Source organism: Gordonia sp. NPDC003504, assembly GCF_053587995.1.
Window position 1 is genome coordinate 116442 of the sequence record NZ_JBSFPC010000010.1, and the last position, 25449, is coordinate 141890.

Sequence of the window (25449 nt, forward strand, 5' to 3'; positions counted from 1 at the left end):
GCAGGCAAGCGAATTATCGCCTCGCGCACCACCTCTCAGAGGGTGCGCGCGATGATCTCCTTCATGATCTCGTTGGTGCCGGCATAGATCTTCTGCACCCGCTGATCCGCCCACATCCGGGCGATCGGGTACTCGTTCATGTAGCCGTAGCCGCCGAAGAGCTGCAGGCACTCGTCGGCGACGACCATGGCCCGGTCGCTGGTCCACCACTTGGCCATCGCCACCGTCGGGATGTCGAGTTTGCCGTCGAGATGCTTGGTGATGCAGTCGTCGACGAAGACGCGTGCGATCTTGGCCTCGGTGGCCACCTCGGCGAGTTTGAACTTGGTGTTCTGGAACCCGAAGATGGGACGGCCGAACGCGGTTCGTTCCTTGGTGTAGGCCAGCGTGTGCGCCAGTGCGATTTCCATGCCGGCCACCGAGGCGACCGCGATGATCAACCGCTCCTGCGGGAGTTGCTGCATCAGCTGGATGAAGCCCTGCCCCTCCTCGCTGCCGAGAAGGTTGTCGACCGGCACGCGTACCCCGTCGAAGAACAGTTCCGAGGTGTCCTGTCCGCGCTGCCCGACCTTGTCGAGCACCCGACCCCGCCGGAAACCCTCTCGATCGGCCTCGACCAGGATCAGCGAGATGCCCTTGGCACCCTCGCTCGCATCGGTCTTGGCGACCACGATGATGAGGTCGGCCTGAGCGCCGTTGGTGATGAAGGTCTTCGATCCGTCGATGACGTACTCGTCGCCCTGCCGGATCGCCTTCGTCTTGACGTTCTGCAGATCCGATCCGGTACCGGGTTCGGTCATCGCGATCGCGCCGACCACCTCACCGCTGGCCATCTTCGGCAGCCAGGTCTTCTTCTGCTCTTCCGAGCCGTAGGACAGCAGGTAGTGGGCGATGATGCCGTTGTGCAGGCTTGCGCCCCACGACGAGTCGGCGACGCGCGCCTGTTCTTCGATCAGGATGGCCTCGTGGGCGAAGGTGCCCCCGCCGCCTCCGTACTCCTCGGGGATCGACATGCAGAGCAGTCCGAGTTCGCCCGCCTTGTTCCACAGGTCGCGGTCGACGTGGTGCTGCTCGATGAACTTGTCGATGTTCGGCTTGATCTCCTTCTCGCAGAAGTTGCGAGCAAGGTCGCGCAGGGCGGTCAGATCGTCGTCTTCCCAGGAAGAGCGTTCCACCATGGTGTGTGTCCCATCGTCACATGAACATGTCAGCGACGATCGTAACAGTGCTCAGTGGCAGCGTTCGGATGGGCCGCTCAGGCGTTGCCCTTCGACCACACCGCCCACGGGATGTTCCAGTCACCGAGTCCGTCGGTTCCCGGAAGCGTGCCGCCCACGGTGTTCTTCACGACCACCGGATCACCGCGCAGGGTGTTGCGCATGACCCAGAGCGCATTGTCCGGGCTCAGGTTCAGGCACCCGTGGCTGGTGTTGGTGTTGCCCTGTGCCCACACCGACCAGGGCGCGGAGTGGAAGAAGATGCCGCTGTAGGACATTCGCGTGGCGTAGTCGACGGGCGTGCGGTAGCCGTCGGCCGAACCGACCGGGACACCGTAGGTGGACGAGTCCATGATGATGTTGTCGTGCTTGTCCGACACCAGGTAGATGCCGTTGTCGGTAGGCGTGGCGTCCTTACCCATCGACGTCGGCATCGAACGGATCGTCTTGCCGTCCTGGACGAACGTCACCTGCTTGGTGTTGTCGTCGGCGGTGATCAACATCGAGCGTCCGACCTTGAAGGTCGACTTCACGTTCTCCTGACCGAACAGGCCACCACCGAGGTCGATCCCGTAGGTGTTCACCGCGACGTTGACGGTGGTGCCCGGCTTCCAATACTCCTGCGGCCGCCAACGGACCTCGGTGTCACTGATCCAGTAGAAGGCACCCTGCACCGGCGGGTCGGTGGTGACCTTGATGGCCTCCTGCGCGGCACGACGGTTGGTGATCGACTCGTCGAACTTGACCGCGACCGGCTGCCCGACGCCCACCGTCTCGCCGTTGTCCGGGGTCAGGTAGGCCTGGGTGAGATTGTTCGGTGCGCGCGTGGTGAACGACACCTCGCGGGTGGTGGCACCGCCGACGCCGGTCGCATCCGCGGTCAGCGTGTAGGTGCGGTTGTAGCCGAGCGGTTCGCTACTGACCCAACGGGTTCCGTCCTCGCTCAACTCCCCGCCCACGGCCGACCCGTCGGCCTTGTTGATCCGGACGTTGGTCAGCGCACCCTCGCTGGCGACCACCGTGATCGGGGCGCCGGGCTGCACGCCGACGGCATCGTTGGCGAGGGGCTTGTTGCCCCATTCGGTGATCTCGAGGCCGGGCTTGAGCAGTTCGTCGTACAGGACCGAACTGCCGACGTTCGACGAATACTTCGATTCCGACGAGCACGACGTCACCAAGGCGACGATCGCCAGCAACAGCACACCGACCGCGACCGATGACCGCGAGCGATTCCGACCGATCCCCATAACTCTCCCACCTGCAACCATGACCACCAGCAATGCAATCCCCGCAATCCCGCACCAAGTGTACGAGATACCGGATATGTCGGAGTCCCACCCACACGCCCGCCGCTGTCGGCCGAATGACGTCCGACGGTGTTCGCGCGATGAGAGATCCTCGACATGAATGGACGCCCCGCACCAAGCGGGACGTCCATGTCGCTTTCGGGCGATCTTACCAAATTCGCCGGGTCCCCCGGCGCGGCGCGACGCGGTGTCAGCCGGCGCTCGGACCCGTCGTCGGAGCGGTCCCGGAGGTAGGTGCCGATGGCGCCTTCCGGCGGCGGCGAACCCTGACGACGAGGAAGAACACCACGGCGAACACCGCAACCGCGAGGATCACCCCGGCCAGGGTCGCGCCGCGAAAGCCGGGGCCGTCCACGTCCAGGATGCGTTCACCCGCGTGTGCCGCGCTGCTGTTACCGGCCACGATCGACAGCGTCAACAGATTCGGGATCGACACGATCACGGCGAGGACGATCAGCCCGATCGCCCAGTATCGTCCCCCGCGCCAGCGACGGGTCCACCAGATCGGCACCAGCAGCACCAGCGAGACGAAGGTGCACACGAATCCGAATGCCAGGCCGTATCCGGTGCCCGAGGTGATGCTGCCGTCGACCATCGTGCCGATGTGCTGCGCCCACTCCCGTGGCGCGAACGCCGCGAGGATGAAGTAGGTGATCACCAGCAGCACCACGAGGATGCCGACGGCGATCGCCTTCCATGCCCACGAGGGCAGGCCGTTCGAGGAGGTCGCCGGAGGTCTCGGGGGCGTGGCCGGCTGTGTCGCGTCGTCGCTCATGACCACATGGTGGTGACCGGATCGCCCGATTGCCAACCTCGGCGCGACACCGTGACCGCTTCGATATCGACCTTCACGCGGGCCGTCGGCGCTCACGCAGGTCGTCGTCGCTCGCGCGGGTCGTCGGCGCTCACGCAGGTCGTCGATGAATCAGGCGAGCCACGAGGACCCGCGCGACCGGAGACCACCCGCGGGAAGCGATCAGGACCTCGCCCGGGTGACCAACTCCAGCGAATCGAGAAGGCGAAGCCGGTCGTCGATCTCGCGTAACCGCCGGGCCGCCTCGATCGGGTCGTCGACCTCACCGACCGCGGACGCAACGCGGTCCCGCGGCCACTCTGCCAGTCTCGCGCACCGCTTCCGCTCGTTGCGCAGTTCACGGACGCCGTAGAAAGAAAAGAAGGCGAACATCGCGGCGGTCCACCACTCGCCCATGATCAGGGAACCGACGAAGACCACCGGCGACACGACGGCGAGAAAGAGCGCACACCATCTGATGGCTTTGCTGAGCACCCCGCACCCCTTTGTCGACTCCAACCCGTCGCTGCAGGATATCGAACCGATGATGTCGGGACTTCGAGGCCGCCGCGACGCCAGCATCGGTCGTGCTTCGGTACAGAGGTCTCCCTTGACCGACTGCCCCGCGCGGGGCGATCTAGGCCGCGGTCCCTGGCTGCGGTCGCCAGTTGTTCAATGATCAGATGTGCGCGCTTCACAATGGCGGCGACCTTCCGCCCGAGATCGATCTCTCCCTGTTCTCGGGCTGGGTCCGATTCGACGATCTGCCGAGCGCTGACGTGCCTCGTGGGCCGGGCGTGTACGTCGTGGTGCGCGACACCGACGTGCCCCCGGATTTCCTCGACGTGTCGCCGGCGGGCCACTGGAAGGGCCGCGACCCCACCGAACCGATCGCCGACCTGCGCGACCGCTGGGTACCAGCAAGCCGTGTGATCTATATCGGCAAGGCCAACGTCGACAGGAGGGGCCGACGCGGGCTGCGTCGGCGGCTTGATGAGTACCGCCGGTACGGAGCCGGTGAGACTGTCGCGCACTCAGGCGGACGTCGCGTCTGGCAGCTCGTCGATCACGCCGATCTGCTCGTCGCGTGGCGCGAGACACCCGACGCGGACACCGCCGAAATCGAAAGTTCCATGATCGCCGCGTTCCGCGAACGCCACGGTCACCTGCCGTTCGCAAACGCGCGGCTGTGAAGCCCGGGCGACGCTCGCCCACTGAATCCTGTTGAGCGCCCGGCCCGCCCGCCCTTGTGAGGCACCGACCGAAGAATCACTGCCCCAACGTGGGCCGCGGCCGAATACGTTCAGGCTCGACAGCGCCCCCGATCCCGAACACACGCCAGTGATCGAATTCGGCACCGGGAAGGTCATCGAGATCTGGGCACCGCTGCATCGTGGCGAAGATCGTGTCTGCGGGCAGGGCGACGTCCCCTGATCCGACATGACGAGCGAGATTCGATCCCGTCGAGCAAGTTCGATGAGCTGCGCAGAATGGCCGCTTGGGCTGAGGGCTGCACTGATGAGTGCGTTGATGTCCAGTACGAGGACAACGGTCAACTATCCGCTACCTCCGGCGAACCGGCATGTACGCCCTGGCGACGTTCCCGCCGGATGCGCTCGGTTTCGGCTTCGACTTCCTCGAATGCCGTGTCCTCGGGCAGTTCGCCCCGCTCGCGGACTTTGCCGTAGGCGGAATCGAGTGCGGCTCCGGCCAGAGCAGCATCGTCGGCCTTCTCCCGTAGCGCGCAGACAACCTCCGTAGAGCGTCGGCACGCCTACCCTGCCTGCTCATGGGGTCCTCCTCCGGGTGGTGTCCGGCAAATCTACCCATCCGACGACAGGAGCGTCGCGAACGATCCCCAGGGCTTCTCACCCGGCATCGGGGCCGTCTGGTTGCTCGCGGCATCGGGTGACGCAGGCGAGACCCCGCCGTACCGGGTTACCGGGTCGCCAGCCGGTAGATCGCGGCGGGCTGGTGTACCGGGACGCCCGATCGGCCCTCAGCGTGCGCCTGGATCTCGTTGCGCCGGAGTCGATCTATCGGATGTGCCGGTCCGAGGTCCTGGGCGGCGTTCGCACGCTCGTGGCACACCCGGCCACTCAACGAGAAAGCCAGGTCAGAGGAAATTTCTTCTGACCTGGCTTCTCTTTGTGCGCCATCAGGAACTCGAACCCCGAACCCGCTGAATTGGTCGGGCCGTCGACCCTGGTCGATCTGGTACACGCTGCCCGCTCCAGCGCAGTTCAGGACCGTCGGCGCCGTTGCTCCACTCCGTCTGATGACGCCGGTTCTACATATTCTCCGTGGGTAACGCGGGTGGCGGAGATCAATCCATGATGCGGACACGCCCCCGATCGAATCTCATTGCGCAGGGAGTGCCCAGCGCCAGGCGAGGCCAGGCTGGGGGCGCAGTTCGAGCGTGGTGCTGTCCGCTGGGATCTTGAACAGGATGTCGCCACGGAGCTTCTGGCCGACGTCGGTCTGCGTGTAGAACGGGCCGGGCGTGTACTCGCCGCATCCGATGGCAACGTCAACCTTGGTGGTGTAGCCATCGGCACCGAGGGCGAACCAGTAGTCGCTGCTGAGGATGTACCCGGGCGGGATGTGCGAGTTCGGTGCTGGTGTCGGGTGGAGGCCTTGTGCGTCGAGGGCGACCCGGATGACACGCTCGTCGGCGGTGGGCGGCTTGTAGTCCGAGCAGTCCGAGGACGGCACGCTGTCGATAGCTGTCACCGTGAAGATGAGTGCGCAGGTGTCGTCGATGGACTCGCCTGCGCATGCGGCTGCGGCACGTTGGCCGACTTGCTTCTGTATGGGCTGCGGCGCGGATGCGCTGGCGGCAACCGTGGTCGTGGAGCTGGTGCCGGCGGTCTCCTGGCTGGAGCAGGACGCCAGGACCATCATGGTGAGCAGGAGCGGGACTGCGCCGAATGGGCGAGGTGTCATGGCGACATTATCCCGGTCGGATGCGACGCGGGCCGCCCCCTGATCGGATGAACGATCAGGGGTGTCGGCTCACGCCGCCCAGAAATAACCCGCGACGACGTCGGAGGCATGGTCGTCGAGGAACTGACGACCGCGGTCGTACACGCTGAGGGTCGTCGACACAAGATCAACCGGACCGAGGTCTCGTCGGGCCGTTGGCGTGCCCGCGCCCAGTACCGCGACTTCGATGGCCGCACCCGGGCCGTCGAGCGCTTCGGTAAGACGGGTGCGGCCGCTAAACGTGCGCTGGTAGAAGATCTCCGCAACCGTGCGGCGCCGGCGCGCGGTGACATCATCGACCGCCGCACCACGATCGACACCCCGGCCAGGCTCGAGGCCGCGGCCGCGGCCGCGCAGCTTGGTCACGCCGGCCCCGACGTGACGCGCGCGCACTACATGCAGCGTGTCGCCGTAAGCCCGGACATGCGGCACGGCCTCGAGACGTTCTCGCCGGTGTCGAAGGTCGCGGAGACGGGTTGATCGCTTGTCGTGGGTAAACCGTGGGTGGGTCGAAACAAAAGAGGCCCCCTCCACCGTTTGCACCGGTGAAGGGGGCTTTTCTGTGCGCCATCAGGGACTCGAACCCCGAACCCGCTGATTAAGAGTCAGCTGCTCTGCCAATTGAGCTAATGGCGCTTGGCGAACCGAGAGGAAACATTACATGACCGGTGCCCCAGAAATGAAATCGGCTGGTCAGGAGCGCATTCCGCTCGGTGTCGCACCGATCGTCAGGCGTTGCCCTTCTTCCAGACCGACCACGGGATGTTCCAGTCACCGAGACCGTCGTCACCCGGAAGGATCGGTCCCACAGCGTTCTTCACGGTGACGATGTCGCCGCGCAGTGCCGTGTTGAGGAACCATTCGGCGTTGTCCGGACTGACGTTCAGGCATCCGTTGCTGACGTCGTCGACGCCCTGGTCACCCAGCGACCAGGGAGCGGAGTGGACGTAGATGCCGCTGTAGGAGATCCGGGTCGCGTCGTACACGGTCTCGCGGTAGCCACCGGGCGAACTGACCGGCACCCCGTAGGTCGACGAGTCCATGATCACGCTCGGATCCCGTTCGGCCACAATGTAAACACCATTGTTGGTCGGGGTGGAGTCCTTACCCATCGAGGTGGGCATCGTGCGGACCACCTTGCCGTTGATCGACACGGTGATCTGGTGGGTGTTGTCGTCGGCGGACGCGATGAGGCTGCGTCCTACGGTGAAGTGGGTGCTCAGGTTGTTGTCGCCGTACACGCCGTCACCGAGATCGATTCCCTTGGTGTTGACCTTGACGCTGACCTTGGTGCCCGGCTTCCAGTAGTGCTCCGGGCGCCACCGCAGCATCGAGTCGTTGACCCAGTAGAAGGCACCCTCGACCGGCGGGTCGGTGGTGACCTGGATGGCACGCTGCGCGTTGAGCTTGTTGGTGACCGGCTGATCGAAGTTGATCATCACCGGCTGCCCGATGCCGACGGTCTCCCCCTCGGCGGTCACGCTCGACGCCGACGCGGTCGACTCCGCCGAGGCGGTGGTGAACGTCAGCTTCTTGGCTCCGGCACCCTCGATGCCCTGGGCCGCCGCGGTCAGCGTGTAGTCCGACCCGAAGTCGAGGGCGTTGGTCGCGGTCCACGTGGAGCCGTCGGCGGAGACGGTGCCGGCAACCGGCCCGTCATCGCCGGTGACGACGACCGACTTCAGGCTTCCGTCATGGGCGGTCACCGTGAGCGGCGCCCCGGGCATCACCCCCACGGCGTTGTCCTTCACCGGGCGGTCGGCCCACCCGGTGACGGCGATGTTCGGCTGCCCCAACGAACTCAGCGCCGGCGCATTCCCGACAGCGTCGGAATACGACGACGACGCCGTGCAACCTGGCAAAACGGTCACAACAGCGCCGGCGGTGAGTAGGAGGAGTGCGTGTCGGGCGTTGACGCCCCGCACCCGGGTCACCTCATGACCTTGCGGATGACGAGAATGACGACAACCGAACCGACACCGGCGATGGCGTACTTCACCGCGGGCTTGTTCACGAACGCCAGAGCCGCGCTCTTGGCGTCCTCGGTCAGGCGCTGCGGGTTCGCCCGAGCAGCCAGGGTGTCGAGTGTGCTGGCCAGTTCCTCGCGAGCCTTCGCGATGTCCTGTTCGATACGGTCGGTATCCCCGGCCACGTGGTCCTCCAAAACTTCTTACCAACGGAAAAATTGCCCGACGAACAGCACCCGACACCGGCACCGGGCCGGGTTCGGGACTGCTGACACAACGCGCCCGCACCCGGATGAAGTTCCCGGCGCGGACGATTGCTGCGTGAGCGCCATCTCAGGCTACGCCATGACCGCTGCTGAGCATGGACGTTGATCGGCTAGCCTGGCGTCATGTCCGAGTCACATCGCCTCGCCGTCGGCGACCCCGCACCCGCCTTCTCACTCCCGGACGCAGAGGGAAATACGGTTTCGCTCGCCGACTACGCAGGGCGAAAGGTGATTGTGTACTTCTACCCGGCCGCCGCCACCCCCGGGTGCACCAAGCAGGCCTGCGACTTCCGCGACAGTCTGTCCGAGCTGAACGGCGCCGGCATCGATGTGATCGGAATCTCACCGGACAAACCGGCAAAGCTCGCGAAGTTCGCCGCGGCCGAGGGCCTCACGTTCCCCTTGCTGAGCGACCCGGACAAGGAGGTGCTCACCGCATGGGGCGCCTTCGGCGAGAAGAAGCTCTACGGCAAGGTCGTTACCGGCGTCATCCGGTCGACGTTCGTCGTCGACGCCGACGGCACCATCGCCCTGGCCCAGTACAACGTCCGCGCCACCGGTCACGTCGCCAAACTCCGTCGCGACATGAAGCTGGACTGACCGCGTAGCCGACGATGACCGCGCAACCGCTGATCCCCCGCAAGAGGCCGACTCAGGAACGCAGCAAACGCAAGTTCTCCGCGATGCTCTCGGCCGCGCGCGATCTGCTCACCGAGGTCGGGTTCGAATCACTGACGTGCGAGGAAATCGCCTCCCGCGCAGAGGTTCCCATCGGGACGCTGTATCAGTACTTCGCCAACAAGTACGTCATCGTCTGCGAACTCGACCGGCTCGACACGGTCGCCGTCCGCGAGGAATTGACAGCCTTCGCCTCGGAGGTCCCGTCGTTGGAGTGGCCGGTGCTACTCGAGAAGTTCCTCGATCACCTCGCCGCACTGTGGCGCGACGATCCGTCCCGGCGTGCGGTGTGGCTCGCAGTGCAGTCCACCCCGGCCACCCGGGCCACCGCGTCGCAGAACGAGCGGGTGCTCGCCGAGCAGGTGGCGCGGCTGATCGCGCCGCTGACCCCGTCACAGCGCGATCGCCGCGACATGATGTCGCAGGTCCTCGTCCACACCGCGTACTCGTTGCTGAGCTTCTCCGTGCAGGACGGTCACGATCATCCGGAGACCGTCAGCGAACTCAAACGGATGCTCGCCGGATACCTGCTCCTCGAGGAATCCACCTCGACCATGTGAGGCGAGACGGTGAGACAAGACCGGGCCGCCACAGCGGTGTGGCGGCCCGGACGTCGGGGGTGATGGACCCGCTGCTCAGCCGGCTCCCTCGATGATGGCGACGGCCGCCGCCGACGGACCGTCGTGCGTCAGCGACACGTGCACGAGGGTGTCACGCAGGTGCTCGGCGATCTCGCCGGCCAGCCGGATGGCCGGACGGCCCCAGTTGTCGGTGATCACCTCGATGTCGCTGTGCCGGATCAGCGGCAGCAGTGGCGACCGCGCGAAGCGGCTGACCGACCACGCCTTGACGACGGCTTCCTTGGCGGCCCAGCGGGCGGCGAGGTGACGGGCATCCTCGCCGGTTCCGGCGGCCGAGTCCCGCCGCTCCCCGACCGTGAAACGGTCGGAGAACGTGGTACCCGGTTGGGATAGTTGCTCGGCGAATTCGGGGACGGACACGATGTCGATCCCCACTCCCAGTACGGCCATGTCTCAGCTCACGCCCGATCCGGACACGGCATCGCCGTAGGCACCCGAGGTGCCCAGGCGCACAGCCGGATCCAGCAGCAGGTCGGCCTCGGCGTCGTGCTCGTCACGGGCCTCGTCGAACCGGCGGTTCGGCGGACGACGGTAGGCGGCCTCGCCACCGCACATCGCCTGCAGCAGACGCTGGCTGCCGTTGCGCTCCCGCTCGGCGGCCCGGCGACGGTACTCATCCCGCTCGGCCGGATCCAGGGAGGCGATGAACGCCTCCGGATGGACGACCGCGATGAGTCCCGATACGTGACCGAAGCCGAGGCTGGTGAGCAGACCGGCCTTGAGCGGGAAGCGATCTCCCAGACGCAGGGTCTCCCGTGCCCACACCAGATGCGGGTACTCGGCCATCTTTTCGTCGACGCAGTCCAGACTGCGGTTGGGCGGGATGACGCCGTCGCGCAGCACCTGGCACAGCCCGATGAGCTGGAAGGCCGCGGCACCACCCTTGGCGTGGCCGGTCAGCGACTTCTGCGACACCACGAACAGCGGCGCGCCCTCGCTCCGGCCGATCGCCGCCGCGAGCCGCTCGTGCAGTTCGGATTCGTTGGGATCGTTGGCCCGCGTGGACGTGTCGTGCTTGGAGACCACCGCGACGTCGTCGGCGGAGACACCCAATGCATTGAGCGCGTTGGCCAGCGGCGAACTCAGCGCACCGCGCGCCGCACCCAGCGCACCCAGGCCGGGGGCCGGGATAGAGGTGTGCACACCGTCGCCGAAGCTCTGCGCCCAGCCCACCACACCGAGGACCGGCAGACCCATCTGCGCCGCGACGTCGCCGCGGGCCAGCAGGATCGTTCCGCCACCCTGGGATTCGACGAATCCACCGCGTCGGCGATCGTTGGCCCGCGAGTAGCGGCGCTCGTCGATTCCGCGGGCGGCCATCTTGGCCGACTCCGCGGTCGCGGACATGTCACCGAATCCGACGATGCCCTCGATGCCGAGGTCATCAAAGCCGCCGGCCACCGCGAACAGTGCCTTGCCGAGCCGGATCTTGTCGACGCCCTCTTCCACCGACACCGCGGCGGTGGCGCACGCGGCGACCGGGTGGATCATCGCACCGTAGCTACCGACGTAGGACTGGACCACGTGGGCGGCAACGATATTCGGCAGGGCCTCCTGCAGGATGTCGTTGGCCTTGGACTCACCGAGGATGGTGTTGATGTAGAGCTCGCGCATCGAGGTCATGCCGCCCATGCCGGTGCCCTGGGTGTTGGCCACCAGACCGGGGTGCACCCAGCGCATCAGTTCGCTCGGGGTGAAGCCCGACGACAGGAACGCGTCGACGGTGGCGACCAGATTCCACAGCGCCACCCGGTCGATCGACTCGACCATGTCGGCGGAGACGCCCCAGCGAGTCGGATCGAATCCGGTGGGGATCTGACCACCGACGGTGCGGGTCAGGGTGAACGTGCGCGGCACCCGGATCTCGGTGCCGGCCAGTCGTGTGACCTGCCATTCGCCGGACTCCTCGTCGGCGACGACGCGGGTGCGTTCCGGGTCGGCGGCGGCGAAGGCGCGTGCCTCGGCCTCCGAGGACACCGAGAAGGTGAGGTCCTCGTCGAGGAACACCGATGTCAGCAGCGGTGAGGTGTTGTCGATCATGGCGCCGTCGTCGGCGTAGCGACGGATGCCGCAGCGTTCGACGACCACGTCGTGATAGCGCTCGGCGATGTCGGCCTCGGCCACCGGATCACCGGATTCGGTGTCGTACCAGCCCGGCTTGGGCGCGGTGTCCCAGGTGATCAGGCCGGTGTTCCAGGCGAGTTCGAGAACACCTGCGGCGGAGAGCTTTTCGTCGACCTCCATCTCAAAGCGGGTGCGCGCCGAGCCGTACGGCCCGAGCTCACCGGCACCGACGATGACGACCATGTCCTCCGGCCGGGCGTCAATGCTCGGCCACTGCGGGGTCATCCCCACCGTGGCGCGTGCCGGGGCCGGCAGGGCCGCGACGGTGACCGGGGCATCGGCCGCATCCTCGTCGGCCTCCTCGACCGCGTCGGCCGCCGCTCCGGCAAGGGCTTTCAGGTCGATCGACGGGTCCAGACCGCCGGTGAAGTCGGCGATGACCGCCGCCTCCTTGGCCGCGACACGGGTGTCGGAGTCGCACAGTCCGAGCAGGTTGGCCGCCATCTCGTCGGTGGTCCAGGTGCGCACACCCGCGGCCTCCACGGCGTCGACCATGCCGTCATTGTGGCCCATCAGACCGGTGCCCTTGACCCAGCCGATCAGAGCGTGCGCGAGGGTGGTCTTCGAGCCCCAGGATTCCTCTGCGCCCCAACGGGTCACGAGCGCATCGAGGGCGGCCTTGCTCTCGCCGTAGGCGCCGTCACCACCGAACATGCCGCGGTTGGGCGAGCCCGGCAGCACCACGTGCAGGCGGGCGGCGATGTCGTGGTCGGCACCGATCTCCGAGAGCCCCGCGATCAGTCGCTCAACCGACCACAGCAGCACCTTCATCTCCAGTTCGGCACGGCCGCCGGCGTCGGTGAGGTCACCGGCCACCCGCGGAGCGGCGAACGGGAACAGCAGCGTCGGCTTCATCGCCGGCTTGACCACCGCGGTGGTCCCGCCCAGGTTCTCGGTCTGCTCACCGCCCAGCCAGGCCGCGAGTTCGTCGATGTCGGTGTAGGCGGCCATGTTGGCCGGCGCCACCCACAGCGCCGCGTCGTGGCGGGCGTTGTCACGGAAGAGCTTCTTGTAGAACGCCAGTCGCGACGAGTCCAGGCGCGAGGTGGTGGCCACCACGGTGGCGCCGCCGGCCAGCAGGCCCGCGACGACCGATGCGGCGATCGATCCCTTGCTCGCGCCGGTCACCACGGCGACCTGATCGGCGAACTGCCCCTGACCGGGCTCCTCGGCGGCGGCCGCGATGGCACCGTAGAGGCGGGCATGCACCGGATGTCCCTCCGCGGCCGCCTTGGACTGCCACCAGCCGGCGTGCTCGGCGACGGTGTGACCGGCGCCGACGAAACGTGCGACCTGCGCGTCGACATCGAGGTCGGCCTCGTCAGCCAGCCACAGACGCACCAGATCCTCTCGCGCGGTGGCCCAGCGGTCGTCGATGAGCACCACTTTGGCCTCGTCGAAGGCCGGTGCCACGGTGCGCGCCCAATCCGAGCCGAGCTCGTCACTGACCCGCTGTGCCACCACGGCATTGGGATCGTCGGCGGCCTCCGGGGTGGAGACCTCCTCGATCAGACCGAGCTTGGCGAGCAGGGTGTTCGCGGCCGAGGCCAGCGCCCCGGAGCGGCCGGTGATCGCTTCGGTGAACTCGCCCAGCGCGGCCGCGTCGACGGTGGCCCCACCGCCGGATTCGGCGGCCGGCTTGGCCACCGCGATCCCGCGGGCGGCACCGGCGGCGACGACGGCCCGGTCGATCAGGCCGTCGAGCGCGTCGGTGTTGGCGACCGCGCCGTCGAGCAGGTCGCCGAGGTCACCGCCACGAACGCTGGCGCCGTCGCGGCTGCCCAACGCGAGCGCGACCTGGGTGTGCAGGGCCCAGCCGGGGCCCAGCTGCCAGACACCGGTCACCCGGTCGGTGATGTAGGACTGGCGCTTGCCGGTCGGGCCGATGACCTTGCGGATCTGGTCGCCGACCGCGTCGGTGAGCACCGTGCCCAGCGGGCGGTAGCCGCGGGCCAGGCTCTCCACGGTCGAGGCGAGCGCGCCCATGTCGGCTTCGGCGGCACCGTCGATGGCACCGAGGCCGAGTTCACCACCGATGTCGAGGAGCAGCTGATTGCGGCGTGAGGACACCCCGTCGCACAACGCCTCGATGGTGTCGGCGCCACCGATCTGATCAACCCGCATCTTGGTCCACAGCGCGATGACGGCCTTGACCGCATCCGCCGGGCCGAAGGAGATGTCGTCGGGACGGGGTCCGGAAGCCGCGGCCGGGGCCGGGGCGGGCGCGGCGGCAGGTGCGGCGGCCGCTGCCGGGGCGGCACTCTCGGTACCCGCATCGGCGGCCGGCTCGTCGGCCTCGTCCTCCGGTTCGGGGCCGGAGTCCTTGGCCAGGATGACATCCGAATCGCGTTCGAGGTTGACGACCTCGGTGGTGGCCGAGCCGTAGGCATCGAGCTTGAGGGTGTTGGTCGCCAGTCCCGACAGGGTCGGCGCGCCCTTCAGTCCGATTTCGACGAAGCGCTGGATGCCCAGGCCGTCACGTTCGGTGCCGGAGAACAGCAGATCCTGCGTCTCGATCCAGCGCACCGGGCTGGCGAACTGCCATGCGAGAAGTTCGATGAGGATGACGCGGGCCAGCTTGGCGGGCTGCGCGGACCACGAATCCCAATCCGCGAGAACCGCATTCAGCGGGTCGGAGGGGACCAACTCGGCGATCTCGGTGACGAAGTCCCGACCGAGGTTGAACATCCGCGGCACCAGGTTCGGGATGTAGTGGCCGATGAGGATCGACGGATCGAACTCCTCGGGCAGCAGCGCGTCGAGTTTGCCGCGAAATTCCGGGACACCGGCACGCAACACCGTGGAGTGGAAGGGAACATCGATGCCGGGCACCAGGATGAAGGAGCGCTTGCCCCCGAATTCGAGACGACGGCGCTCGATCTCCTCCTCGAGCACCTCGAGGCCACGCACCGTACCGACGAGCGCGTACTGCGAGCCGAGCAGGTTGAAGTTCACGACCTCGAGGAACTCGCCCGCCGAGTCACCGAACTCGCTCACCCAGGTGGCGACATCCTCGTCGGCCAGACCGAACTGGCTCGGCCGGATCGCGGCCATCCGATAGTCGCTGCGGCCCTGCTCATCTCGGGGAACGAGATGGTGCATGGCCTCGCCACGCTGGAAGACGACCTCCAGCACGGCCTCGAGCGGAAGCACTCCGGCGCAGGCGGCCAGCGCGTTGTACTCACCGACGGAATGCCCGCAGGTGATGGCGCCCTCGACGAAACCGCCCGACTCCTTGAGCTCGGCGATCTGCGCGACGCCCAGGGTCGCCATGGCGACCTGGGTGAACTGCGTCAGGTTGAGCACACCGTCGGGATGGCTGTAGGTGGTGCCGTTGGCGATCAGGGTGGTCGGGTTGTCCCGCACGACCGCGAGGATCGAGAAGCCCAGCGCCTTGCGGGTGTGCTTGTCGGCGCGATCCCACACTTTGCGTGCGGCCTTCGACCGCGAGCGGGCGTCGAGCCCCATGCCCTTGCTCTGGATGCCCTGGCCGGGGAACGCGTAGACGGTACGCGGCGCGGCGAGCAGTCCGGTGGCGCTCATCACGAGGTCGTCGCCGACCTTGGCGGTGACCTCGACGACCTCGCGGCCGGCGTCGAGTCCGACGCGGTCGACGCGGACACTGATCTCGTCACCGGTACGGACCATGCCGAGATACCGTGCGGTCCAACCGATCAGCGGACGCGGGGACGGGATGGGGTTCTTCGCATCGGTGGCGGTGACGACCTGCTGGGCTGCCGCCGACAACCACATGCCGTGCACGATCGGGTCGCCGAGACCCGCCAGACGGGCCGCGGAGGCGTCGGTGTGGATCGGGTTGCGGTCGCCCGAGACGCCGGCGAAACCGGTCATCCGCGACGGCGCGGTGATGGTCACCACGCGCAGGGTCTTGCGGGTGGCCGAACCCTCGTCGTCGAGCGCTCCGCCGGCCCGCGCCGGGTCGGTGAGTTCGGCGGCGCCGAGGCGTCCGCGGATCGCGAAGCGCTCATCCATCGTCGCGATCGTCGCATCGCCGGCACGCACCTCGACGGCCACCTCGACGACGCGTCCGACCTCGGTGTCGGCGACGGTTCCGGTGGTCGCGGTGACCGTCAGATCAGTTGCGGTGGTCGGGATGTCGCCGACGAGGCGGACCACGTGGTCGAGATGGACGAGGTCGAGCAGACCCTCGATGACCGAGCAGCCCTCGTCGGTGGTGGCCGCGCCGATGACGCTGAACACGCTCGGCCAGCAGGCGCCGACCAGGGTGTCGGGAACCGCGAAACCGAAGGGCTCCGACGGCGTCGTCGGATGCAGGTGCGCGGGCATCGTGTAACCGGTGACGGCGGCGTGGTCGGCCACCGAATCCGGGTTCCACGACACGGTGGTGGTGGAGGCACCGTCGGTGACCTGTGCCAGCAACCCACCGGCGGCGACGGTCAAGATCTCCCGCATCGCGGCGGCGGCATCGTCGGCGAGCACCAGCGGGCTGCCCCCGTCGCGCACCGACGAGTCGATCCGCATCGGGATGCGCACCGCGGCCGAGGAGATCGGGATGATCAGGTCGAAGCGCTCGTCGTCGACCTTCTCCAACACGGCACCGGAGGTCTCGTGTTCGGCGCGCTCGGGCGACACGACGGTCCACCGGTCGCGATCACCCAGGCGGGCAACGGGACTCGGGACGATGCGGCCGGCCCAGCTGACGTCGTCGGCCTCGAGCACCGTGGTGATCGAGCCGGCGTCGGCGACCAGCCCGGCCCGATGGCGTGAGTCGATCGCGACGGGCTGCGCGCCGGCGTCGGTGAGGTCGGTGGCCACCTGCGCCTCGAAACGGTCGAGCAGATCGCCCACCGGCTCGTCGACCCGGGTGATACCGGCGACGGCCACCGGACCGGGGATGATGCAGACGGCGTCGGCGCCGTAGCGGGCGTCGTGCGCCTGCCACAGCGAGTCGCTGCGCCACCACCGGCGGACGTCCTTGTCGATGACCGGGACGAAGTTGACCGGCTTGCCCGGGGTACGGCACTGGTCGAGGAAGAAGGCGACGTCGGCGGGATGCAGGATGTCGACCTCGACGGCCGGGTAGACGCCGATGACGGCATCGATCGCGGCATGCGCATCCTCGACGCTGGCGACGTCGGCGAACATCGTCGGGATCTCACCGGAGTCGAGCGGGTTCATCCGGGCCTCGGTGCGGCGCAGCATCTCCACGAAGCGCTGCTTCCAGGTGATGTCGGCCCACGGCAGCTGATCGGCGTCGGCCGCACCGACCGACAGGGTCGCGAAACGCTCCAGCCACTGCCGGTAGGTCATCTCGGCGACGTCACCGAAGTACGGCTTGGCGGTCGGCGCCATGGCGGCGATGATCTCGTCCCGGCGGTCGGCGACGGCGTCGGCGTCACCGGCGACCTCGTCGAGCAGGCGACCGCAGCGCGACGCGGCGTTGTCTACCTCGTGGATGTCGGCGCCGAGTTGGCTTCGGCCGGAAGCCATTCCGGCGGTAGCGTGGCCTGCGCCGATCCATTCGTCGCAGCCGACGGTGTCGACGAGCAACTGCTTGACCTCGGGTGCGGTGGTCGCCTCGAGGGTGGCCATCGCCGCGGTGCCGATGAGGATGCCGTCCAGCGGCATCGTCGGGTAGCCGTGGTCGGTGGCCCAGGCGCCGGTCAGGTAGGCGCTGGCACGTTCCGGTGTGCCGATACCGCCGCCGACGCAGACGACGATGTTCGGGCGGGCGCGGAGTTCGCCGTAGGTGGCCAGCAGCAGGTCGTCGAGGTCTTCCCAGGAGTGATGGCCGCCGGCGCGTCCACCTTCGATCTGGACGATCACCGGGTGGTGGGGCACCTCGGCGGCGATGCGGATGACCGAGCGGATCTGCTCCACGGTGCCCGGCTTGAAGGCGACGAAACGCAGTCCGGCCTCGACGAATTCGTCGACGAGGGCGACGGCCTCGTCGAGTTCGGGGATACCGGCGGAGACGATCACACCGTCGAGCGGGGCGCCCTGGGCGCGGGCCTTCTGCACCAGGCGTTTGCCGCCCAGTTGCAGCTTCCACAGGTAGGGATCGAGGAACAGTGCGTTGAACTGTGCCAGCCGGCCCGGCTCGAGGAGGTCGGTCAGGGTGGCGACGTTGTCGGCGAAAATCTGCTCGGTGACCTGTCCACCACCGGCGAGCTCGGCCCAGTGGCCGGCGTTGGCGGCGGCTGCGACGATGGCGGGGTCGACGGTTGTCGGGGTCATGCCGGCGAGCAGCATCGGCGAGCGGCCGGTCAGCTTGGTGAAGGATGTTTCGACGACGCGACGGCCGTCGGGCAGCTCGGCGATGGTCGGGGCGAACTCGGACCAGGGGCGCGCAACCTCGGGAATACCGGCGGGGCTGAACAGATTTCGCTGACCGCCGCGCAGCGCCGCGGCCACGAGTCCGACACCCTGACCGCGGACCAGCGGCGCCGAGAGTCGGGTGGCGAGGTCACCGGGGCCGAAGTCGAGGATCCATCGGGCGCCGGCGTCGATGACGGAGTCCACGGTCGCGACCCAGTCGACCGGCTCGACCAGGATGGAACGGGCGTGCCGCAATGCCAGGTCGACGTCGATTCCGCACAGCGCAGCCCATTCGCCGACGAGATCGACCGCGTCGGCCATCCCGGGGTGGTGGAAGGCGACACTGACCTGGAGGTGGTCGGTGGTGGGGTCGAACGGCGCGCCGCCGATCACCTTGCGCTTGCGGTCGGCGGCCTCGGCCTCGGCGACCTGCTCGCAGCGCTCGGCGAAGGCCCGCAGATGGCGCGGTGCGCCGGACAGCACCACCGAGGTGCGGCTGTTGCGGATGGCGACGACGGGGGCGGCGGCGAGTTCACCGACGGAGAGGTTCGCGCGGTACTCCTGCAGCAGCGCGTCGATCCGCTCGGGGCGGATGCCGGTGATCGCCAGCATGGGTGAGCCCTCGCTCGTGGTGGCGAGTCCGCGGCGACGCGCGATGATGGTTCCGGCCGCCCCGACGAGGTGGGCGACGGCCAGCAGCAGGCCCTGCCCGGACTCGGCGACGTGCCCGTCGGCACCGATGGCGCCGGTCGCCAGCGAGCCCTGGGAATGGCCGACGACGGTGACCGGTGCCGGGCTCGTGGTGTCGAGGCCCTGTTTCTTCAGCGATTCGATGGCTGCCAGCTGGGTCAGCAGCACACCGGGACCCGACAGGGTGAAGTCGGCGAGTTCGGCGTCGGCGGGGACCTGCTCACCGGTGTCGATGGCGTGCACCCAGGACAGCGGATGGAAGCCGTCGGGGCGCGCCATGGTGATCGCGTCGGCGACCGGTTCGACGAGTCGTTCGGCCGCCTCGACCACGGCCGACACCCGATGTTCGAGATCGGCGTCGATCACCAGCTCGGCCAGCGTCGGCAACCACGCAGAGCCCTGCCCGCCGAAACTGATCGCGTAGGCCTCGCCGTTCTCGAGCCGATCGATCAGGCTCTCCGAGGGGCCGGTCTGGGCGCGGGCGGTTCCGGTGCGGTGGTGATCGACGGTCACATGAACTCCTGTGGGTTGTGTCCGGATTGGGGTGCGACCGACGACGACGCCGAGTCAGGGCGTGCGTCATCGCGACCACCACCCGTTGGCTTGCGGGCTGGCCTCGCGTCGCTCTGTTGTACTGAACGCGCCTGTACCACAAGTCCTTTGGGGCTACGGCATTCATCGGTGAAGCACCGTCGACGTGTTCGTGGGACCAATCATGGCACACAAAAGTGAGGGATTCCTCATGTTCCGAACTGACCCCGCGGTATACCGGTCGGTAATCTCGCGGGTAACACAGGCGTCCACCGAGTGGCCCGTCACACCCCGGTGGGTTGCGGCAGTTCACGGGCGCTTTTGCCGCACCGAGCGAGCGTTCCGCAGGTCAGGGATGGTCTGTTATCTAATCGTTATGTGAGGTGAAACACGTCCGCGCGCGTTGTCGTATGAGTGGGTCGAGCGTCCACCTCCGATGTGCGTCGGGCCGGACCCGTAGGGTGTGGTGATTATGACCGACTGCGTATTCTGCGACATCGTGACCGGCGCCGCGCCGGCGCGGCAGATCTACGCCGACGACCACGTCGTCGCCTTCCTCGACATCCGCCCGATCATGCGCGGACACACCCTGGTCGTCCCGCGCACCCACTCCGGCGGACTCACCGACCTGGGCATCGACGACGGCGCCCGCATGTGGGCCGCGGGGCGACGGATCGCGGCCGCGATGAAGGTCTCCGACCTGGTGGTCGACGGCATCAATCTGGCCCTCAACGACGGTTCCGCGGCGTTCCAGACGGTGTTTCACACCCACCTGCACGTGCTTCCGCGCGCCGACGGCGACCGCATCCGATTCGTCCGCGGACTCCTCGTGCGACGCGACCCGAACCCCGACGAGACCGCCGCCATCCTGCGCGAGGCGATGGGCACCCTGCCGTGACGACCTCCGCCGCCTTCGACGAGGTGGTCGCCCTCACCGCGCAGGCCCGCTGGATCACCGTGTTCTCCGGCGCCGGCATGAGCGCTGAGAGTGGTATCCCGACCTTCCGCGATGCGCAGGTGGGGCTGTGGGAGAACTATGATCCGGCCTCCTTGGCCACCCCCGAGGCATGGGAGGCCGACCCGGACCTGATGTGGGCCTGGTATCGGTGGCGCGCCCGACTCGTGCGACGGTCCGAGCCGAACGCGGGCCACCACGCCCTCGCCGATCTGCCGACCGCGGGACTCGACGACTCCGGCGATTCCGAGGCACGTGCGGTGATGATCGTGACCCAGAACGTCGACGATCTGCACGAGCGCGCCGGCACCCCGGTGCTCAGTCACCTGCACGGCAGCCTCTTCGCACCGCGGTGCTCCCGGTGCGCCACGCCGTACGACCCCGACGCCATGCTCGACAGGTCCGAACCCGATTCCGATCTCGACACCCCGCCGACGTCCCGGAGGACACCGCCGTCCTGCCCGATCTGCGGGGGGCGGGTCCGCCCCGGCGTGGTGTGGTTCGGTGAGGCCCTACCCGAAGACGCCTGGCAACGTGCCGAAAGCGCCTTCCGCGCAGCCGATCTGGTGATCGTGGTGGGAACCAGCGGAGTGGTGTACCCGGCCGCGTCGCTGCCCGAGCGCGCCGCGGCGGCCGGTGAGCCTGTCGTCGAGATCAACCCGGAGCCCTCGGCGCTGTCCGCGGCGGCATCACATCATCTGCGGGCCACCGCGGCCACCGCCCTGCCCGCGGTGGTGAGCGCCCTCGTCCAGCGGTGAGAGAACCGACCCCGCGCTACTCCCCTGACGCGAGATCGATCGGCTGCCAAGAGATTTCGGATCGCGCCGGGCCGGTTGGCACCGACCCCGGCTTCACGCCGCGACGGTCGAGCGCATCCCACAGTCCGGCCAGGGCGGTGTCGGGATCGAGTTCGAACTCCGACTCACGCACGCGCCAGAACTCCCAACCGCACCGTCGTAGCTCGCGTTCGCGTTCCATGTCCGAACGTGCCTGCGCACCGGTGGTGATGAACTCGTCGCCGTCACATTCCACCGCCATCCGACCGTCGGCGCCGGTGACCACCAGATCCATACATCGGTTGTTCACCACCACCTTCGGCGTCACGTGGTACCCACGACGGGACAGGATGTTGAACACCTTCTGCTCGAAGAGGCTCTCGAACGGTTCGACCCGCCGGTCGTCCGGGATGTCGACGGGCATCGGATCGATCGCGGGGCCCTGGTTCGCCTCGAGGTAATCGAGCAGCGATCTGCGCAGGTCGCCCTCGCCGAGGTCGTCGAGCGCGATGGAGTGGAACAACCACATCTGGTCCATCGCGCGCGACGCCGCGACGTTGATGCGACGTTGGGATTCGGCCCGGGTCAGCGCCGCGATGGCGCCGGGATCGGAGACCACCATCGACAGGAAGATCACGCGTCGTTCATCGCCCTGGAAATCCGGGGGCGTCCCCACCCGGATCCGTCGGCGACGCCACTGCGCATCGTCCACTCGCTCACGCAGCAACCGGGTGATCATCTCGGCCTGCCGGGTGCCCTGCAGCGCGATGACGCCGAAATCCATTCCGTCGTAGGCACTGTCGGCGAGGCACTCGACGAGTACCTCCACAAGCGCAGCGGCCTCGGCCTCATTCACCAGCGTGTTGCCCTGCCCGGACGCGGTGCCGTCGACGAGTTGGGTCCGCAGCGGGTCGAGTCGGTCGGCGCCGTGCTGGCGGACCGGGATCAGCGGTGCGTCGGAGTAGAACTGTGCCGAGGAGTACCCGATGATCTCCGGCATCGAGCGGAAGTGTTCGCGCAGCCGGATGACATGCCCGAATCGGCTGCGCAGCAAGGAGAACAGACTCGACCGTGGGGTCAGCCCGTCACGCAGGTAGTGGGGCAGATCGGGCAGGTGGGAGTCGAGGCCGGCGAAGGCGTCGTCGAGGGTGGTGCCCGACAGGCCGGTGGGCGCACACTGGCGATCGTCGCCGACGACGATCACCCGGGGTGCAAGCCACAGCAGGTAGGCGCTCGTGACATCGGTTTGGCTGGCCTCGTCGACGATGACGACGTCGAAGGAGTTCTGTTGTGCCGGGAAAATTTCCACGACCTCGGCCAGTGGCATCACCCACGCCGGCACGGCGGCGGCGGCCTCGGTCATCGCTTCCCGGGCCGCGGCCCGGAAGCGGTGTGCGTGTTTCCCCGATCCCTTGCCCAGGTTGATCATGTGGTCCCGGTAGGACTGCAGCGCCTGGATCTGTGCGACCGTCACCCGCGACAGGCACGCCCGCCAGGCGCGGGCTGCGGCCAACTGGGTGGTGAGCTGCGCCAGATCGGCCTCGGACTCGTCGAGCGCTGCCGACCACCGCCGTTCGCCGTCGGGGTCGCTGCGCTGTTCCGCCCACGTCCGCGCCCGACGCCAGTCCCATGCGCGACGCACCTCACGCAGGCGCCCGTCCCACGCGGGATCGTCGGCGGACTCGGCCAGCATGACCGCGAATTCCGGTGCCTTGCTGCGTAATCGAAGGATCAGCAGGTCCAGGGCCGACTGGTCCTCCCATTGCGTCCGGGCCGCCACCACGGCCCGTCGCGCGGCCTGGATGGCATCGGCGTCCGCACTCGCGAGTGCCGCGATGAGCGCATCCCCCTCCGCGGACGGCCCGCGTTCGAGTTCGGGGGCCAGCGCGTAGACGTGGTCACCGAGTTCCTTCTCGGCCAGCAGGGCGTCGTTGGCCGCCGCGATGGCACCGGCGTCGTGGGCCACGGCCACCGCCTCGGCGACACTGCGCGGTCGGGGCCCGCCGGGGCTGATCGCCTCGAGTTCGCGCACCAGCGCGTCGCGTTCGGACAACAGCGTCGAGATCCACCCGAGGCGCTCGTCGAGTCCGACCAGCCGATTCAGTTGTGATGACCGACTTCCGGAGACGTCGACCGGAACGTGCAGATCGGCGAGCACCCGCTGCGCGTGGTACACCGCGTCGAACACGGCGAGGTGATCGGCGACGGCCTGCAACGACCGTTCGTCGGTGGGTACGCGACCGTCGACGGTGGCCGCGACCCCGGACTCCTCGACGGCCCGCTGTGCCTCCGATCGCCGCATGCGGCCACGCCAGCGGCCCCCGCCACGCAGGAAAGCGGCTGCGGCGGCGAATAACTCGCCATCCCCGGGGCGTGCACCGTCGACCGAGACCGCCTGCGCGCCGAGGTCACGATCTCGGCGCGCTGCGTCGGCGATGACCGGCGACAGGGTGGTGACACGCGACCACAGATGGGTGGCCTCACCGGCGAGCAGGCGGTCGGCCATGTCGACCATGGCCGGCGGAAAGGCCGCCACCTCGGTCGCGGCCACGCCGAGCCGATCGCAGATCTCCTTGAGCCGCATCAATCGGGCGCTGTCGACACCGGACAGGATCGACATCAACGAGCCGGTACCGACCATGGGTTCGGTGGGGCGATGCGCGATACGCGCGCAGATTTGATCCATCCGGGCCGGATCGGGCAGAAAGTCGTCGAGGTCGACGAAGCGCTGGGCCTGCCGGGAAGGCTGATTCCTGGTGGTGCGCAACAACTCCAGCACCCGGGTGAACTCGGCGGGTTCCAGCGGCGGCAGTGCCCCCTCGACGGGTCCCGGCAGCCAGTCGTATCGCGCCGCGTGGGCGTTGCAGTCACGGACCACCTGCGCGGCGGTGCCCCGATAGTCGCCGGCCACCCATTCGTGGATCTCGGTCTCGGCGCGGCGCAGCTCCCAGAGTCCGCGTAACGCACGTTCCCGGCGGGCCATGGCCTGCTCCCGGCGCGCGGTCAGGTCATCGATCTCGGCGGTGCCGACGCCTTCGACGTAGGTTGCCTTGCGTTCGGCGATCTCCTCGACACCCGAGACCATCGATTCGAAGCGGTCGCGGGTGATGTCGGCGGTGGACACCGTCAGGGCCTGCAACTCGAGCGGCAGGATGTCGCGGAGGACGGCCAGCGCTCCGGGCTTCTCGCTGGTCACCAGGACGCGCTGTCCCTTGGCCAATAGCGCCGACACGACGTTGGCGATGGTCTGGGTCTTCCCGGTGCCCGGTGGCCCTTCGACGACGACACCGCTGTCGACACCGAGTTGGGCGAAGACGTCGCGCTGTTCGACGTTGGCGGGCAGCGGGAAGAGCGCATCGCCGACGAGATCCTCGGCGGGCATCGCGCCCGACGCTGCCAGCGCAGCCAGCCGCTCGTCGGATTCGATCGGCGCCACCAGTTGGGCCAGCCCGATGGGGATGTCCTCCTCGGCCGTATCGCGCAGTCGGGTGAGAATCGTCTCGTAGAAGTCGAGCAGCGCGTCGGGACTGCGTCGCCGGCAAACCAGCGCTCCGACGAACTCCACCTCGACCGACACGGCCGCGTCGGTCCGTACACGCGAAACCCAATCGTGCAGGAGATCGTCGGCCTTCGGATGGAGCGGGCTGGGCAACGACTCGATCTTCGCGCGCACCTTCGCGGTGTTCTGGAAGTCGATGCCCTCGACCGATGACAAGAGTCGGGCGTCGTGCAGGGTCGGGACCGATCCCGCCGCCACCGCGACGCGGATCGTGCCCCGATCGGGGTCCCGCTCGGCCACCACCGGCTGCGTCAGCAGGTACTCGCGGATCGTGGGGGTGCCGGCCGCATCCGCCGAATCCGGCGACGACACGGTCAGCAGGCCGGCGGCCAGCACGAGTTCCCGGGACTGGGGCGACTCGGTGAGGTCGTCGACCATCGCCGACAGACTGTCGTATCCGACGTGATCGAGCCCGAGTTCGACGACGAGCTGACCGGCCGCCGCACCGGACCGAATCGCTATCGGGGTGCCGGGCCCCACCGGCAGGACCGCCGGGTGCTCGCCGACGTCAGCCACGTCATGACCGCGGGAGGCCAGCAGGTCACGGAAGAAACCGAGCAGGCCGAAGACCTGATCGCGGCGATGCGCGCGATGCTCCTCCTCGGTCATGAGCGTGGTGTCCTCCTGCGCAGATCGTCCAACCGGCCGATGACCGGGCGA

General features: G+C 68.2%; 17 protein-coding genes and 1 tRNA gene. 6 read left to right on the top strand and 12 right to left on the bottom strand.

Translation table 11 applies throughout. From position 1 onward, the window contains the following. Positions 1-35 precede the first annotated feature (35 nt). The 4 genes from ACWDPV_RS18125 to ACWDPV_RS18140 all read right to left on the bottom strand — a co-directional run bounded on the left by ACWDPV_RS18125 (position 36) and on the right by ACWDPV_RS18140 (position 3812). Complete coding sequence (locus ACWDPV_RS18125) at positions 36-1178, bottom strand: acyl-CoA dehydrogenase family protein (protein WP_449744085.1); 1143 nt, start codon at positions 1176-1178, stop codon at positions 36-38. A gap of 77 nt (positions 1179-1255) precedes the next feature. After that, entirely contained in the window at positions 1256-2464 is a 1209-nt protein-coding gene (locus tag ACWDPV_RS18130; RefSeq protein WP_449744086.1) for a L,D-transpeptidase, read from the bottom strand. 250 nt (positions 2465-2714) lie between these two features. Beyond that, positions 2715-3299, bottom strand: coding sequence for a permease (locus ACWDPV_RS18135; RefSeq protein WP_449744087.1), 585 nt, complete (start codon positions 3297-3299; stop codon positions 2715-2717). Positions 3300-3500: 201 nt separating this feature from the next. After that, positions 3501-3812, bottom strand: coding sequence for a hypothetical protein (locus ACWDPV_RS18140; protein WP_449744088.1), 312 nt, complete (start codon positions 3810-3812; stop codon positions 3501-3503). Positions 3813-4123: 311 nt separating this feature from the next. Here ACWDPV_RS18140 and ACWDPV_RS18145 point away from each other — a divergent pair, with 311 nt between their 5' ends. Both ACWDPV_RS18145 and ACWDPV_RS18150 read left to right on the top strand, forming a co-directional pair. Further along, positions 4124-4510: a hypothetical protein gene (locus ACWDPV_RS18145; protein WP_449744089.1), complete on the top strand. Its 387-nt coding sequence runs from the start codon at positions 4124-4126 to the stop codon at positions 4508-4510. A 389-nt stretch (positions 4511-4899) separates the two neighbouring features. Continuing rightward, a complete protein-coding gene (locus ACWDPV_RS18150) occupies positions 4900-5058 on the top strand; it encodes a hypothetical protein (protein ID WP_449744090.1) in 159 nt (52 codons plus the stop codon). A gap of 620 nt (positions 5059-5678) precedes the next feature. Here ACWDPV_RS18150 and ACWDPV_RS18155 read toward each other — a convergent pair. The 5 genes from ACWDPV_RS18155 to ACWDPV_RS18175 form a co-directional block, all read right to left on the bottom strand. Further along, positions 5679-6263 (bottom strand): hypothetical protein, encoded by a 585-nt coding sequence (locus tag ACWDPV_RS18155; protein WP_449744091.1) that lies wholly within the window; start codon positions 6261-6263, stop codon positions 5679-5681. 69 nt (positions 6264-6332) lie between these two features. Next, the gene (locus ACWDPV_RS18160; protein WP_449744092.1) at positions 6333-6668 is read right to left on the bottom strand and encodes a hypothetical protein; all 336 of its coding nucleotides are present in this window, start codon (positions 6666-6668) and stop codon (positions 6333-6335) included. A 197-nt stretch (positions 6669-6865) separates the two neighbouring features. Then, positions 6866-6938: transfer RNA gene (locus ACWDPV_RS18165), tRNA-Lys, on the bottom strand. A 92-nt stretch (positions 6939-7030) separates the two neighbouring features. After that, a complete protein-coding gene (locus ACWDPV_RS18170) occupies positions 7031-8236 on the bottom strand; it encodes a L,D-transpeptidase (RefSeq protein ID WP_449744093.1) in 1206 nt (401 codons plus the stop codon). Beyond that, positions 8233-8454 (bottom strand): DUF3618 domain-containing protein, encoded by a 222-nt coding sequence (locus ACWDPV_RS18175; protein WP_348803294.1) that lies wholly within the window; start codon positions 8452-8454, stop codon positions 8233-8235. The genes ACWDPV_RS18170 and ACWDPV_RS18175 overlap by 4 nt, the downstream gene beginning before the upstream one ends. Positions 8455-8658: 204 nt before the next feature. Here ACWDPV_RS18175 and bcp point away from each other — a divergent pair, with 204 nt between their 5' ends. Next, a complete protein-coding gene (gene bcp / locus ACWDPV_RS18180; RefSeq protein ID WP_449744094.1) occupies positions 8659-9135 on the top strand; it encodes a thioredoxin-dependent thiol peroxidase in 477 nt (158 codons plus the stop codon). 14 nt (positions 9136-9149) lie between these two features. After that, the gene (locus ACWDPV_RS18185) at positions 9150-9773 is read left to right on the top strand and encodes a TetR family transcriptional regulator (RefSeq protein WP_348808223.1); all 624 of its coding nucleotides are present in this window, start codon (positions 9150-9152) and stop codon (positions 9771-9773) included. Positions 9774-9848: 75 nt separating this feature from the next. Here ACWDPV_RS18185 and acpS read toward each other — a convergent pair whose 3' ends face one another. Continuing rightward, positions 9849-10244 carry a holo-ACP synthase AcpS gene (acpS, locus tag ACWDPV_RS18190; protein WP_348803290.1) on the bottom strand — a complete coding sequence of 132 codons (396 nt, stop codon included), beginning with the start codon at positions 10242-10244 and terminating at the stop codon, positions 9849-9851. Between the two features lie 3 nt (positions 10245-10247). Then, positions 10248-19481, bottom strand: coding sequence for a fatty acid synthase subunit beta domain-containing protein (locus tag ACWDPV_RS18195; protein ID WP_449744095.1), 9234 nt, complete (start codon positions 19479-19481; stop codon positions 10248-10250). Positions 19482-19971: 490 nt separating this feature from the next. Here ACWDPV_RS18195 and ACWDPV_RS18200 point away from each other — a divergent pair, with 490 nt between their 5' ends. Beyond that, positions 19972-20397 (top strand): HIT family protein, encoded by a 426-nt coding sequence (locus ACWDPV_RS18200; protein ID WP_449744096.1) that lies wholly within the window; start codon positions 19972-19974, stop codon positions 20395-20397. Then, on the top strand, positions 20394-21212 hold the full coding sequence (locus ACWDPV_RS18205) for an SIR2 family NAD-dependent protein deacylase (protein WP_449744097.1): 819 nt from the start codon (positions 20394-20396) through the stop codon (positions 21210-21212). The genes ACWDPV_RS18200 and ACWDPV_RS18205 overlap by 4 nt, the downstream gene beginning before the upstream one ends. 16 nt (positions 21213-21228) lie before the next feature. Here the strand turns inward: ACWDPV_RS18205 and ACWDPV_RS18210 are convergent, their stop codons facing one another. After that, complete coding sequence (locus tag ACWDPV_RS18210) at positions 21229-25398, bottom strand: AAA domain-containing protein (protein ID WP_449744098.1); 4170 nt, start codon at positions 25396-25398, stop codon at positions 21229-21231. Between the last annotated feature and the right edge of the window lie 51 nt (positions 25399-25449).